At 70.8% G+C, this 13311-nt stretch carries 18 protein-coding genes; 12 read left to right on the forward strand and 6 right to left on the reverse strand.

Features of this window, described 5'->3' with window-relative positions; translation table 11 throughout:
* Window positions 1-70: 70 nt before the first annotated feature.
* The 9 genes from ACQHIV_RS07625 (at window position 71) to ACQHIV_RS07665 (ending at window position 8290) form a co-directional block, all read left to right on the forward strand.
* Window positions 71-1072, forward strand: a complete 1002-nt coding sequence (locus tag ACQHIV_RS07625; protein WP_427892759.1) for a lysylphosphatidylglycerol synthase transmembrane domain-containing protein — start codon at window positions 71-73, stop codon at window positions 1070-1072.
* Window positions 1069-2136 carry a glycosyltransferase family 4 protein gene (locus tag ACQHIV_RS07630; protein ID WP_427892760.1) on the forward strand — a complete coding sequence of 356 codons (1068 nt, stop codon included), beginning with the start codon at window positions 1069-1071 and terminating at the stop codon, window positions 2134-2136. Before ACQHIV_RS07625 ends, ACQHIV_RS07630 begins: the two co-directional genes overlap by 4 nt.
* Complete coding sequence (locus tag ACQHIV_RS07635; RefSeq protein WP_427892761.1) at window positions 2133-2876, forward strand: FAD:protein FMN transferase; 744 nt, start codon at window positions 2133-2135, stop codon at window positions 2874-2876. Before ACQHIV_RS07630 ends, ACQHIV_RS07635 begins: the two co-directional genes overlap by 4 nt.
* Entirely contained in the window at window positions 2873-3532 is a 660-nt protein-coding gene (locus ACQHIV_RS07640; protein WP_427892762.1) for a response regulator transcription factor, read from the forward strand. The genes ACQHIV_RS07635 and ACQHIV_RS07640 overlap by 4 nt, the downstream gene beginning before the upstream one ends.
* Window positions 3529-4764, forward strand: a complete 1236-nt coding sequence (locus ACQHIV_RS07645; protein ID WP_427892763.1) for a sensor histidine kinase — start codon at window positions 3529-3531, stop codon at window positions 4762-4764. The genes ACQHIV_RS07640 and ACQHIV_RS07645 overlap by 4 nt, the downstream gene beginning before the upstream one ends.
* Window positions 4765-5224: 460 nt before the next feature.
* Window positions 5225-6646, forward strand: coding sequence for a ferredoxin reductase family protein (locus ACQHIV_RS07650; RefSeq protein ID WP_427892764.1), 1422 nt, complete (start codon window positions 5225-5227; stop codon window positions 6644-6646).
* A 370-nt stretch (window positions 6647-7016) separates the two neighbouring features.
* Entirely contained in the window at window positions 7017-7280 is a 264-nt protein-coding gene (locus tag ACQHIV_RS07655) for an FMN-binding protein (protein ID WP_427892765.1), read from the forward strand.
* The gene (locus ACQHIV_RS07660) at window positions 7277-7723 is read left to right on the forward strand and encodes an FMN-binding protein (RefSeq protein ID WP_427892766.1); all 447 of its coding nucleotides are present in this window, start codon (window positions 7277-7279) and stop codon (window positions 7721-7723) included. Before ACQHIV_RS07655 ends, ACQHIV_RS07660 begins: the two co-directional genes overlap by 4 nt.
* Window positions 7724-7834: 111 nt before the next feature.
* The gene (locus tag ACQHIV_RS07665) at window positions 7835-8290 is read left to right on the forward strand and encodes a hypothetical protein (RefSeq protein WP_427892767.1); all 456 of its coding nucleotides are present in this window, start codon (window positions 7835-7837) and stop codon (window positions 8288-8290) included.
* Here ACQHIV_RS07665 and ACQHIV_RS07670 read toward each other — a convergent pair.
* Window positions 8287-9243: a zinc-binding dehydrogenase gene (locus ACQHIV_RS07670; protein ID WP_427892768.1), complete on the reverse strand. Its 957-nt coding sequence runs from the start codon at window positions 9241-9243 to the stop codon at window positions 8287-8289. The two genes, ACQHIV_RS07665 and ACQHIV_RS07670, sit on opposite strands and share 4 nt — an antisense overlap.
* A 67-nt stretch (window positions 9244-9310) precedes the next feature.
* On the opposite strand from ACQHIV_RS07670, the gene ACQHIV_RS07675 reads away from it, so the two are divergent.
* Entirely contained in the window at window positions 9311-9886 is a 576-nt protein-coding gene (locus ACQHIV_RS07675; protein ID WP_427892769.1) for a TetR/AcrR family transcriptional regulator, read from the forward strand.
* Between the two features lie 51 nt (window positions 9887-9937).
* On the opposite strand, the gene ACQHIV_RS07680 is transcribed toward ACQHIV_RS07675, so the two are convergent.
* The 4 genes from ACQHIV_RS07680 to ACQHIV_RS07695 all read right to left on the reverse strand — a co-directional run bounded on the left by ACQHIV_RS07680 (window position 9938) and on the right by ACQHIV_RS07695 (window position 11888).
* A complete protein-coding gene (locus ACQHIV_RS07680; RefSeq protein ID WP_427892770.1) occupies window positions 9938-10150 on the reverse strand; it encodes an antitoxin in 213 nt (70 codons plus the stop codon).
* 14 nt (window positions 10151-10164) lie between these two features.
* Complete coding sequence (locus ACQHIV_RS07685) at window positions 10165-10689, reverse strand: hypothetical protein (protein WP_427892771.1); 525 nt, start codon at window positions 10687-10689, stop codon at window positions 10165-10167.
* A gap of 210 nt (window positions 10690-10899) precedes the next feature.
* Window positions 10900-11286 carry an ArsR/SmtB family transcription factor gene (locus tag ACQHIV_RS07690; protein ID WP_427892772.1) on the reverse strand — a complete coding sequence of 129 codons (387 nt, stop codon included), beginning with the start codon at window positions 11284-11286 and terminating at the stop codon, window positions 10900-10902.
* Between the two features lie 20 nt (window positions 11287-11306).
* A complete protein-coding gene (locus tag ACQHIV_RS07695) occupies window positions 11307-11888 on the reverse strand; it encodes a sigma-70 family RNA polymerase sigma factor (protein ID WP_427892773.1) in 582 nt (193 codons plus the stop codon).
* A 224-nt stretch (window positions 11889-12112) separates the two neighbouring features.
* Here ACQHIV_RS07695 and ACQHIV_RS07700 point away from each other — a divergent pair, with 224 nt between their 5' ends.
* Together ACQHIV_RS07700 and ACQHIV_RS07705 are read left to right on the forward strand one after the other, a co-directional pair.
* A complete protein-coding gene (locus tag ACQHIV_RS07700; RefSeq protein ID WP_427892774.1) occupies window positions 12113-12559 on the forward strand; it encodes an N-acetyltransferase family protein in 447 nt (148 codons plus the stop codon).
* 64 nt (window positions 12560-12623) lie between these two features.
* Window positions 12624-13133: a DUF2505 domain-containing protein gene (locus tag ACQHIV_RS07705; RefSeq protein ID WP_427892775.1), complete on the forward strand. Its 510-nt coding sequence runs from the start codon at window positions 12624-12626 to the stop codon at window positions 13131-13133.
* Here the strand turns inward: ACQHIV_RS07705 and ACQHIV_RS07710 are convergent.
* Complete coding sequence (locus ACQHIV_RS07710) at window positions 13107-13301, reverse strand: hypothetical protein (RefSeq protein ID WP_427892776.1); 195 nt, start codon at window positions 13299-13301, stop codon at window positions 13107-13109. The genes ACQHIV_RS07705 and ACQHIV_RS07710 overlap by 27 nt on opposite strands.
* Window positions 13302-13311 lie beyond the last annotated feature (10 nt).

Genomic DNA, 13311 nt, shown 5'->3' on the forward strand with positions numbered 1-13311 from the left:
GGCATGCCGTACGCCCTCTGGCCAGTCTCTCTCAGCACCCTCTCAGCACCGGCGCGACAGGCTGGTGTCGATGAACGAGCGAGAACGGCTTGCGGGTTGGCGACGGCGGCTGCTGACGTCCGTCCTGAGTGCGTTGGTAACGGGGGCCCTCGTGGTGTTCCTGCCACGAGCGGTCGGCTCGACCTGGCACGAGGTCGGCGACGTACTCGCGCGGGTGTCGGTCGGGTCGCTGATACTGCTCGCGGTCGTGTGGATCGCGGGCTTGTGGGCACATTCGTTCGTCCTGGCCGCGTCCTTGCCCGGACTGACGAAGCGCCGCGCGCTGACGCTGAGCCTCACTGGCAGCGCGGTGGCAAACGTTCTCCCACTCGGTGGCGCCGTCGGCACGGCGCTGAACTTCACGATGGTGCGCCGCTGGGGCTTCACCCGGCGGGCGTTCGGCGGCTTCCTGACCGTGACCACGCTGCTGAACGTGGTGTCGAAGCTCGGAGTGATCGCGATCGCGCTCGGCCTGGTGCCGATCCTGCACAGCGCGGCCGCGTTCGGCCCGAGCAGCCTGCTCTTCCTGCCGGTGCCGGTCGCCGTCCTGCTGGGCGTCTGGATCCTCGCCGACGAGCGGGCCGCCAAGACCATCGGCCGCCAGTTGGACAAGGTGTTCCGGCGTTCGCGTCTCGAGGAACGGCTTCCCCGGTTCCGGCGGACGACGCTGCAGCTGATGCGCACCGGCTGGCGGCCGATGACAGGCGGGATGGTCGCGTACCTCGCGCTCCAGCTGGCGCTGCTGTGGCTGTGCTTCCAGGTGCTGCACGTACCCCTCGGCCTGGCGGTGCTGTTCACGGCGCTGGCGGTGGAGCGGTTGCTGACGCTGGTGGCCATCACGCCGGGCAGCGCGGGCGTCGTCGAGATCGGTACGACGGCCGCGCTGGTCGCGCTCGGCGGCGACCCCGCGGGCGTTGCCGCGGGGTTGCTGCTGTTCCGCGGCTTCACGTTCCTGATGGAGATTCCGGTGGGCGGTGTGATGCTCGCGATCTGGACCTCCCTGCAGCGCCGGTCGCAGGTGGTGGCGGCATGAGGATCGCGCTGGTCAGCGACGTCTACCTGCCGGCCCTCGGCGGTATCGAGCTGCAGGTGCACGACCTCGCCGTACACCTGATCCGGGCCGGGCACGACGTCACGGTCTACACGCTCCAGGAGGGCGCGCCTTCCGGCGTACCGGTGGTGCGGCTGCCGTCGAGGGCCGGCGTACCGCTGCCGTCGTCGGTCGGCCGGCTGCGGTCCGAGCTGGGCTCGTTCGACATCGTGCACGCGCACTCGTCGATCGTGTCGCCGCTGGCCTGGCGGGCGGCCCGGCTGGCGCGGTCCGCGATCGTCACCGTGCACTCGTTGCCCGGTCCGACGATGCCGTGGCCGCTGGCGCCGCTCGACCGGTACATGGGCAATGTGGGCTGGACCGCGGTCAGCGGGGCGGTCGCGAACGTGATCCGGCGGGCGTTGCCGGGGCGCAGGGTCGACGTACTGCACAACGGCGTCGACCCGGCGGCGTGGCGATCGGAGCAGCGGCCGGAGCACCCGTTGACGATCGTGAGCACGATGCGGCTGGCCCGCCGGAAAAGACCGCTCGCGTTGCTCGACACCCTCGCGGCGATCCGCGACCTCGTGCCGGCGCACATCCCGCTGCGCGGCGTGATCGCCGGGGCGGGACCGCGTGAACGGGCGCTGGACGCGCGGCGGCTGGACTTCGCGCCGTGGGTGGAGCTTCCCGGGCGGTTGACGCGGTACGAGTTGCGGCAGCTGTACGCGGCGTCGGACGTGTACCTGGCGCCCGCGGAACTGGAGTCGTTCGGGGTGGCGGCGCTCGAGGCACGGTGCGCGGGGCTGCCGGTGGTGGCGATGTCGACCGGCGGCGTCGGCGAGTTCGTCCGGAACGGGATCGAGGGGTACCTCGTCGACACGGACCACGAGATGGCCCGGACGACGGCGGCGCTGCTGATGACTCCCGCCGTACTGAACCGGCTGCAGCAGTACAACCGGCACACGCGGCCGAGCATGACTTGGGAGCGGGTGATCGCCCAGCACGTGGCGGCGTACCAGGCTCAGCTTGTCCTCAGGGAAGGATCTCTAGCCTCGGCATCATGAGGCGGAGCTGGGTCGAGCAGCTGATGGGGATGCCCATCAGCGTGCTGGCCCGGGGAGAGTACGCCGACTCCGCCGCGGCCGAGGCCGCGGTCAAGGAGCTGTACGCCGAACTGGACGACGTCGACCGGGTGTTCTCGCCGTACAAGCGGGACAGCGACGTCAGCCGGCTCGGGCGTGCCGAGATCGGCCTCGACGAGGTCCACGCCGACGTCCGCGATGTCGCCGAGCGGTGCGCCGCGGCGCGGGAGCTGACCGGCGGGCTGTTCGACGCCGACCTGCCGGACGGCGGATGGGATCCGTCCGGGCTGGTGAAGGGCTGGGCGGTCGAGCGGGCCGGGGACCGGCTGCGCGCGGTCGACGGCGTCGATTGGTGCCTGAACGCGGGCGGCGACGTACTCGTCATCTGCCCGGGCGGTACGCCGTTCACGATCGGGATCCAGGACCCGCACGACCCCGGCCGGGTGGTCGCGAGCCTGGCCCGGACCGGGGGAGCGGTGGCCACCAGCGGTACGGCGGCCCGCGGCGAGCACCTGTACGACCCGCGGACCGGTCGTCCGGCGACGAGCCGGTGGCTGTCGGTCTCGGTCAGCGGGGCTTCGCTGGAGTACGCCGACATCCTCGCCACCGCGGCGTTCGTCGCCGGGGACGGCTGGCCCGAGGTGCTGCCGGCCGGGTACGAAGGACTCGGTGTACTTGCCGACGGCAACCTCCAGGCGACGCCCGGGTGGGGCGTGACGTGAGCGGGCGGATCCTGGTGATCGAGGACGACGCGGACCTGGCCGGAATGCTCGACCGGGTCCTCCGCGACGAGGGGTACGCCGTCAAGCTCGCCGCCGACGGGCACACCGGGCTGCACGTCGGGCTGACCCGCCCGTTCGACGCGATGATCGTCGACCGCGGCCTGCCCGCGGTGGAAGGGCTGGACCTGATCGCGCGATTGCGCGGCCGGGGCGTCGGTACGCCGATCCTGGTGCTGTCGGCGCGGAACAGCACGGAGGACCGGGTCGAGGGGCTCGATGCGGGCGCGGAGGACTACCTGACCAAGCCGTTCGAGCTGACCGAGTTGCTGGCCCGCCTCCGGGCGCTGCTGCGGCGGCACCTCGACCATGCCGGGCAACTCGCCGTGCCGGGTGGGCTGCTGGACCTCTCCACGCGGACCGTGCAGCGGACGGCCGGTGGGCGGGTGGAGCTGTCGGAGCGGGAGGCTGCCTTGCTCGGCCTCCTGGCGGCGCGGCCCGGGGTCGTGTTCAGCCGTGCGGATCTGCTCGACCGGGTGTTCGACGACGCGGAGTCCGAGACGGTCGTCGACACGTACGTGCACTACTGCCGACGGAAGCTCGGGCAGGGCGTGATCAGCACCGTGCGCGGCCTCGGTTACCGGCTGGGTGGTGCATGAGCGGCCGGCCCATCGGCGACGAGGTGCTGGTACGACGTGCCGCGCGCGGTGTCGCCGTACAGGCCGCGGCGCTGGTCGCGCTGGCGATGCTGCTGCTGATCGTGCTCGTCACGGTGGTGATGATCCACGGGCAGTCGGGGGCGGCGGACGACCTGCTCAGGTCGGCGGTTGCCAGTGCGGACGACGTGGGCGACCCGCCGGCCGGTGCCTGGCTGGTGCTGGGCGACACCGCGTCGCCCGGACTGCCCGACGACCTGCGGCCGGACCTGCTGGCGTTGCGGACCGAGGCCGCGCAGCGGATCCAGGTGACCACGGTCGAGGACGACGACGGCGAGTACCGGATCGCGACCGGGCTGGTGAAGGGGCGTCCGGTGCAGGCGGTGCTGGACCTGTCGGCGCAGCACAAGGAACGCGCCCGGATGCTGCAGGCGATGGGGCTCGCCGCGGTGCTGGCGCTGGTGCTTGCCGGGCTGTTGGGCGTGCTGATCGGGCGTCGCGCCGTACGGCCGTTGGCCGAGGCGTTGACGTTGCAGCGGGCGTTCGTGGCGAACGCGGGGCATGAGCTGCGGACGCCGTTGACGTTGCTGAGTACGCGGGCGCAGTTGCTGGGGCGGTCGTTGCATCGCGACGGGGCCAGCGAGCAGGTTCTGGACGACGCGGACGGGGTGGTTCGCGACACGCGGCGGTTGACCGAGGTTGTCGACGATCTGCTGGCCGCGGCCGATCCGCGGCGTGCGGAGGAGCAGGAGCCGGTCGACCTCGTGGTGCTCGCCGACGACGTCGCCGAGGCCGCGAAGGCGCACGCGCAGCAGGTGGGTGTCCGGGTACGGTCGGCGTCGGACCGTGACAGTGCGCCCGCGCTCGGCTCGGCGAGTGCGATCCGGCGGGCGGCGCTCGCACTGGTGGACAACGCGATCGATCACACACCGCGCGGCGGCGAGGTGCGGATCGTGGTCCGGCGGCAGCGCCGGGACGTGATCCTGTCGGTCAGCGACACCGGTCCCGGGATCGGCCCGGAGGCGGCCCAGCGGGTGCTGCGGCGGTTCGACTCCGGTGGCCAGCGGCGCGGGCGGGCGCACTACGGGCTCGGCCTGGCGCTCGCCCACGACGTAGCGAACCGGTTCGGCGGCCAACTACGCCTGGCCCCGAGCGAGACCGGCGCAACCTTCGAACTGGTGTTCCCGGCCCTCCGCGACGACACTCCGGTGAAGCGCCCTCCGGGCGCGCGCTGACAGGTTGAGGCAGGTGCCGGTGGCACCGAGCGACGCCAGCGCGACGTTCGAGCTGGTGTTCCCGGCACTCCGCGACGACACCCCGGTGAAGCGCCCTCCGGGCGCGCGGTGACAGGTTGAGGCAGGTGCCGGCGGGGCCTCGGTGACGGATCCGGGGGCCGCCCAGCGGGCGCGGGGTGATGGGTGTGGGGAGGCGCGCTGCGGGGGCGTGGTGGCGGGTTGAGGTAGGTGTCGGCCGGGGTCTCGGTGAGGGTTCTGGGGAGGCGTCCTCTGGGCGGGTGGTGATGGGTCTGGGGAGGCGCCCTGCGGGCGCGTGGTGGCGGGTTGAGGTAGGTGTGGGCGGGGTCTCGGTTAGGGGTGTGGGGTGGGCGCGTGGTGAGGAGGTGAGGTAGGTGTCGGTCGGGGGGGGGTCGGGGGTGGTCCAAGGAAGGGCTAAGAAACGGCGGGCATCGTCGGGGGCATGACCTCCCGTGCAGCCGTGTCGGCCCTCGGTCGTCCGCGGATGCCGCATCTGCGGCGGCGGGCGCCGCGGACGCCGTCCTGGTGGCGGGACGCGGTGGGGATCGCGTGCTGGGCGAGCGTGCTGGTGGTCGTCGCGCTGTGGGTCTCGGGGCGCGGGCTGCAGAGCCTGTTCAGCAGTCCCGCGGACCTGATCACGTCCCTCGGCCGGCTGTCCGGCCTGGTGGCGGCCGACCTGCTGCTGGTGCAGGTGTTCCTGATGGCGCGGGTGCCGATGATCGAGCGGAGCTACGGGCAGGACGAGCTCGCCCGCCGGCACCGGCTGGTCGGCTTCTGGTCGTTCAACCTGCTGCTCGTCCACATCGCGCTGATCCTCGTCGGCTACACGCTGCGCGACCACAACGACCTGCTGCACGAGACGTGGACGGTCGTCACGACGTACGGCGGGATGCTGCTGGCGACGGCGGCGGCGATCGCGCTGACCCTGGTCGTGCTCACCTCGATCCGGGCGGCACGGAAGGTACTGCGGTACGAGTCGTGGCATCTGCTGCACCTGTACGCCTACCTCGGGGTCGGGCTGTCGATACCGCACGAGATCTGGACCGGCGCGGATTTCTCGACCTCGCGGATCGCCCAGCTGTACTGGTGGACGGCGTACGGCGTCGCGGCCGGGGCGATCGTGCTCTACCGGGTCCTGTTGCCGGCCTGGCGGACGCTGCGGCACGGGCTCACCGTGCGTGAGGTGATCCAGGAAGCACCTGGTGTCGTGACGGTGCTGATCGGCGGACGTGGGCTGCATCGGATGCCCGTACGGGCCGGGCAGTACTTCGTCTTCCGGTTCCTCGACGGGCCGGGGTGGTCGCGGGGGAATCCGTACTCGCTGTCGGCTTCGCCGGCGCCTGATCGACTGCGGGTCACCGCGAAGGTGGCGGGGGACAGCAGCAGCCGGTTGCCCTGGCTGCGGCCGGGAACGCGGGTCGCGGTCGAGGGGCCGTACGGGCGGTTGACGGCCGAGCGACGGGTGACCGATCGGGTCGCGATGTTCGCCTGCGGGATCGGGATCACGCCGCTGCGGGCGCTGCTGGAGGAGCTTGAGTACCGGCCGGGGGAGGCGGTGCTGGTGTATCGGGCGCACAGCGAGGAGGACCTGGTCTTCCGGGACGAGCTCGAGCAGCTGGCGCGGCGGCGGGGGATCGCGGTGCATTACCTGCTGGGACCGCGGTTGCGCCGCCGCCGGTCATGGCTGCCGGACGGCGCGGCGTCCTGGTCGGACGAGTACGCCGTACGCCGACTGGTGCCGGGGATCACGGAGTACGACGTGTACGTGTGCGGCCCGGACCCGTGGATGGACGCGGTCGCGGCGGCCGTCCTCAGGGTCGGCCTGCCGGCGAACCAGCTGCACCAGGAACGATTCTCATGGTGAAGGGAGCACGTGCGTGAGGCGCGGGATCAGACTGCTGATGACGGTGGCGACGACGGCGGTAGTAGCGGTCGCCTTCCGCACAAGCCTCCAACAACCCACCACCACAACCACAGGCACAACCACAGGCACAGCCGCAGTGGTCAACCCGGTGACACCGACGCCCACGTCCGCGCACACGACCAGCCGGCGCCAACGGCGCCCGGCGTCGCCGACGCCGGCCAGGGGTGGGGCGCGCACCGCCGTGCCGCCGCGGCCGGTCGACCCCAGCCCATCTCGCCGTCCCGGTGGGACGCCCTCCGCGGCGCCGACGCGGACGGCCAGTCCCACCCCGTCTCCTCCGCCGGCCAAGTCGGTGGTAGTTGCCGGCGGCGTGGTGGACACGCAGTACGGGCCCGTTCAGGTGGAGGTTTCGGTCAGCGGCGGGAAGATCACCAGGGCTCACACGCTCCAGCACCCGACGGGCGGGCGGAGCGATCATATCAACAGTTACGCCGTACCGCAGCTCAACCAGGAGACGATGACGGCGCAGAACGCCAACATCGACACCGTCTCCGGAGCGACGTTCACCTCCGGCGGTTACCGTCAGTCGTTGCAGTCCGCGCTCGACGCGGCGCATCAGGCGGGCGCACTGTGACTGCCCACGCCGAGCGACTCCGCCGCAACCTGCTCGTCGGCGGCGGTACCGGCGTACTGCTCCTGCTGCTCTTCCTCTACCCGACCAGCACCAACCGCGTCGACCACCCGGCGACACCCGCGGCCGCGCCGGGAGTGGTGAGCTCGTCCACCGGCGACCTCACCGTGAACGGTACGTCGGCCGGCACGCGGTACGGTCCGGTCCAGGTGCGGATCACCGTCCGTGCGAGCAAGCTCGTCGCGGTCGAGGCGATCGCGTACCCGTCGTCGGGCGGGCGGGACCGCGAGATCAGCTCGTACGCGCTGCCGCAGCTGAAGCAGGAAGCGCTTGCTGCGCAGAGCTTCCACATCGATACGGTGTCGGGGGCAACGTTCACCTCTGACGGATACCGTCGCTCGCTGCAGTCCGCTCTGGACGCAGCGCATTTCCGCAGTGCCGGCTGAGACCCCCGGAGTTCGTTGACGGTTCAGCGGGCCGTGTGAAACGTGCCAGACCGGGGTGCTACCTGATAGACACGGGTCCCGTACGTGTTGCGGACAGGGAAGCGGCTTGCGATGGTGATGGCATGGCGGTTCGGCGCTGTTGGCGTGGACGCCGTCATGGACGTGATCCAGGACGGGTCGCGGTTCGCTGACTGGATGGTCGCCGTACCGCCGGAGGTCCGGGCGGGACCCAACTGGCCGCGGAAGGGCAGCGTCGTCCAGCGGTACGACGGTCGCGAACCGCGGATGCGGCATGCGGAGAACCGGCACCTGACCGTCGCCCTGGTCGAACGCTGGCGCCCGGAGGACGACCTGGTGCTGCGGCTCCGCAGTGGTCTCGGCGGATGGGTGCGGATCTGGATCAGGGTGCAGTCACGTCCCGGTGGCGCGCTGATCGAGGTGCACGCGGAGCCGATCACCGCCACCGCCCGGCTGCGCTTCACCGGCAGCGCCCGCGGAGCCGCCGAGGAACGCTGCGCCCAGGTCGCCGAACGCCTCATCGAACTCGCCACCACCCACGAGGACTAGGGCGTCAGCACGATTCGCCCGAACACCTCGCCGGCGTCCATCTTCTGGTGCGCCACCACCGCGTCGTCCAGCGGCAACTTGTCGTGGATCACGATCGGCAACTGCCCGGCCGCCGCGGCAGCGAACTGCTCGACGCGGACGGTACGACGCTCCGCGGGCGGCACCGTGTCCGCGCTGAACGTTGCGAACGTCAACGACTTCCGGAAGTTCGCCATCAAGGCCGTACCGACGTCGGCCGGCGGTGGTCCGGCGACCGCGCCGACCGCGACCAGCCGCCCGTTCGGCCGCAGCCTCCCGAGGAACGACGGCAGTTCCGGACCGGCGACGACGTCGATGATCACGTCGTACGCCGCCAGGCCGTCCCCGGCACCGGACCGGTCCAGCACGTGCGTCGCGCCGACCTTGCGCAGCAGCTCTCCGCGTTCGGCCGACGAGGTCGTCACCGCGACCGCCGACGCGCCGCCGTGTGCGGCGAGCCGCACCGTGAGGATGCCGATGCTGCCGGCCGCGCCCCGGACGAGAACCGACTCGCCGCGCCGGAAGTGGGCGTGCGCCAGCCCGAAGTGCGCGACGACCCCGGAGCTCCCGAGCGTCACCGATCCGGCGGGGGACAGACCGGGCGGCAACGGTACGACGTCCTCGACCGCGGCGATCGCCTGCTCGGCGTACCCGCCGCCGAGGCCGGTGAACGCCCAGACCCGCTGCCCGATCCAGGACCGGTCCGTATCGGGGCCGACGGCAACCACTGTCCCCGCGACCTCCGACCCGGGGACGAGCCCCTCGCGGAAGCCGAAGGCCGACAACGTTCCGCTGCGGATAAGCACGTCCACACCTCCGACGCCGACCGCCTCGACCGCGATCCGGACCTGACCGCTACCCGGTTCGGGATCCGGAAGGTCGACGACACTCAGCCCCTCGGGTCCGCCGAACGCCTTGATGGCCACTGCCTTCACTGCACTCTCCTCTCGACTGCTTCGAGAGTAAGTGGACGCCTGCGTCCGGTTGGCTAGAGTGAGAGTCGTGACCGATCGTTTGTCTCGGAAACTGCGCGCCGACGCGGAGGACAACCGCGAGCGGATCCTGACCGCGGCGCGGACCTTGTTCGCCCAGAACGGGCTGACGGTGCCGATGCGGGACATCGCGCGCGCGGCCGGCGTCGGGCCGGCCACGCTCTACCGGCGGTTCCCGACGAAGCAGGACCTGGCGACCGCGGCGTTCGCAGAACAGGAACGGGCGTGCCGGCAGATCGTCGAGGACGGGCTCGCCGCGGACGATCCGTGGGAGGGGTTCTGCCTGGTGATCGAGCGGATCTGCGAGCTGCACGTGCACAACCGCGGATTCACCGACGCCTTTCTGGCGACGTACCCCGAGGCTGTGGACAGCAGCGCGAGTCGCGAGCTCACGGTGAAGTCGGTCGGGATCCTGGCGCGGCGGGCGAAGGCGCGCGGGCGGTTGCGGCGGGACTTCCAGCTGGGCGACCTGGTGATCATGCTGACCGCGCACCGCGGGCTGCACGCGTCGTCGCCGGCGGCGCGGCTGGCGGCTTCGCGGCGGTTCGCGGCCCTGACCGTGCAGGCTTTCCAGGCACATGCCTGAGGCGGCCGTGGACCGTGTCCACGACCGCCTCTCAGCTACACAGGCGTGCGATCAGCCTTCGTTGTTGAGGTTGTTGACCTGGTCCTTCGCGAGGTCAACGCCCTTGTCGATCTGATCGCCGTACTTGCCGCCGGTCTTCTCGTCGACGAAGTCGCCGGCCTTGTCCAGGCCCTCGCCGACCTTGTCCTCGTGACCGTCGATCAGGTCCGCGGCCTTCTCCTTCAGGCCCTCGGCCGCGTCCTTGATGTTGTCGAAAACACCCATGCTCCGAGCCCCGATCAGTTTCCGTAGTTGTTGTTGTCGTCGTTCGACGAGCCGTAGCCGCCGCCCGAACGCTCGTTGTCGTTGCCGTTGTCGTCCGAGCCGTAGCCGCCCCCGGACTCCTGACGCTGACCGTAGTCGCCACCGCTGGAGTCGTTGCCCGAGTCGTTGCCGTAGCTGGAGCCGCCGTCGTTGGAGTCGTTGCCCGAACCGTAGCTGCTGCCGCCGTCCCGGTCGTTGCCCGAGTCGTTGCCGGAGTCGTTGCCGTAGCTGGAGCCGCCGTCGCGGTCGTTGCCCGCGTCGTTGCCGTAGCTGCTGCCCGAGTCGTTGCCGGAGTTGTTGCCCTGGCCGTAGTCGCTTCCGCCCTCGTTGCGGTCGTTGTCACCGCCGTACGAGTTCCCCCCGGATTCCCCTCCGCTGGAATCCTGGCCGAAGTCGTTGCCCTGGCCTCCGGATCCGTAGTTGTTGCCGGAGTCCTCCCGACCACCCTGCTCGCCGTACTGGCTGTCGTTGCGCTGGTCTTCGTCGTAAGGATTGCTCATGCGATATCTCCCCGTGAGATATGAGTTGTCGCCCGCCCGGAGCCGAACGTGTCGATCAAGATCGCTCGGTACGACAGGGGCGGTCGTGAGCCGGATGGCACCCGCCCTTTCCTACCGGAAGGTATGAGGTGGCGCAAGCTCTTCCGGCCCGTGTTCTGCCTGCCTTCACGAACCGGCCACCCGGATCCTCAGCCGGCACTCAGCGCACTCTCAGGCAGTACGCCGGGAACGGCGGCCCGCGCGGGCGGTACGCCGGTCCTTGGTCGCGGCCAGCGGCTCCTGCAGGTCCTGCAGCAGCTCGGCCTGCTCCGACAGCATGCCGGTCAGGATCGTCCGCGCCACCCGCAGCAGCTCCGCGACCTCCGGACTGGTCAGCGAGTAGATCACCGTCGACCCGTGCTTGCGGCTCGACACCAGCCCGGACCTGCGCAGTACGGCGAGCTGCTGCGACAGGCTGGTGGGCTCGATGCCGACGTCGGTGAGGATCTCGGCCACCGAGTGGTCCCGCTCACTGAGCAACTCGAGCACCCGGATCCGCGCCGGATGGCCGAGCGTCTTGAAGAAGTCGGCCTTGACCCGGTACAGCGGCGTACTCACCCGCCCAACAATAGTGGTGGCTAGAGATCCTTGAGTATTCGGCGCAGTCGGTTGGTGGCGCGGAACTGGAGTTGTTTGATCGCGCCGTCGGTGCGGTCCATCGCGGTCGCGGTCTCGTTGATCGACAGGCCGGTGAAGAAGCGCAGCAGCAGGCACTCGCGCTGGTCGTCCGGCAGCCGGCCGAGGGCGGCGCGCAGCGATGCCTCGCCGACCGAGGCGAGCGCGGCCGCTTCCGGGCCGATCGCCTCGTCGACCTGCGGATCGACCTCGTCGGTGACGATCGCCAGCCGGCTCCAGCCGGAGCGGTGGTGGTCGATCACCACGTTCCTCGCGATCGTGACCAGCCAGGCCGCGAAGTTCAGGTGCGCCCGCGGCCGGCGGGCGATCGCGCGGAACGCCCGCAGGAACGTCTCGCTGGTCAGGTCCTCGGCCGCGGATCGCGACGAGGTCTTGCTGTAGGTGTACCGGTAGATCGACGGCAGGTACCGGTCGTAGAGCCGGCCGAAGGCCGCTCCGTCACCCGCTTGCGCGAGCCGGACCAGTTCCTCCTCGTCGTCCTCGGTGTGGAAGGTGCTTCTGGCGGTGGCGGTACGTGCGGCCATGTGTATGGACATGTCTAGGCCACGCACCGCCCGGTGCGAATGTGCATGCGCTTCCCAAGCCCCGTTCTCAGTCAGCTACGCGGTGAACATCACGAAAAGATTACCGAAAGTCGCCCATCGTGTCACCACCCTTCCGCTGAGTACCCGAATTCGGCTGGTCGGCCATTCTGGTATACCTGAGGCAGGGCAAGCTCCAAATAGTTGCCCAGGGCAACTGGAGGGTGATGGACATCCGGCTCCGTCCGGCGACGGCCGCGGACGGCGAGTTCCTGTACGACCTGCACCGGCGCGCGCTCGGCGACGTCGTCGAGGCGACCTGGGGTCCGTGGGACGACGCCGTACAGCGGGAGTTCCATCGCGCCTGGTTCGCGCCGGAGACCATCGAGATCGTGCTGGTCGACGGGGAGCCGGCCGGGATGGTCCAGGCCGGGCCGGCCGATGCGTCGACGTACTACATCTCCCGGATCGAGATCGCTCCCGAGGTGCAGGGGCGTGGCGTCGGTACGACGTTGCTCCGGCAGTTCGTCGAGCACGCCCGTACGGCGGGAGCCTCCGCCGTCGAGCTGCACGTCCTGCAACGCAACAAGGCGCAGGAACTCTACCAGCGCTTGGGTTTCGTCGTGGTCGAGGACGATCCGCCGAAGCTGCGGATGCGCCTCGCGCTCGACTGAGCCGGGCGGCCGGAAGCTGCAGTGGCGGTGACCGGGTGTGGCCGGTCGGTGCAAGATGGGGCGCATGGATCTGTCTCTCGCCACCTCGTACGACGCCTCTCCGGAGGAAGTCTTCGCGATGATCACCGACATCACGTTCCAGGAGCAGGTCTTCGAGCAGTTGCGGGCGCAGTCGTACGGGGTGCAGGTGGGCGACGACGGTGACGACATCGCGGTCCAGGTGCACTGGATGGTCGCCGAGGTGCCGGTGGTCGCGCGCCGGTTCGTCGGTCACAAGCTGGAGCTGGCGCAGTCCAAGCGCTGGCATCGCGCGGACGTCGACGGTGCCCGCGAGGCCGACGTCGACGGCGGCGTCACCGGTACGGCGGGGGTCGCCGGCGCGACTGTGAAGGTGTCCGGCACGACCCGCATCCTGCCGGTCGGGCGCGGCACCCGGCAGGCGTTCGACCTGCACATCACGGCCTCCCTGCCGGTCGTCCGCGGCACCCTCGAGCAGCTGGTCGCGGACGCGGTCCGGGCCCGGCTCGAGAACAAGTTCAAGGTCGCGTCACGCTGGCTGTCCGGGTCCCTCTGAGGGCTCCGGCGGCACCGTGACGTCGTTCTCCAGGGCCAGCCGCAGATGACTGTCCAGCTCGCCGGCGTACACGCGTTCGGCGTCGAGATCGCCGGCCTCCTGGGCAGCGCGCAGGGCGGCGCGGGCCGCAAGGATCCGCTGCCGTAGTTCGGCGCTGAACGTGTCCACCCGATGCTCC

The organism is Kribbella polygonati, assembly GCF_050320105.1.
Lineage (GTDB): Bacteria > Actinomycetota > Actinomycetes > Propionibacteriales > Kribbellaceae > Kribbella.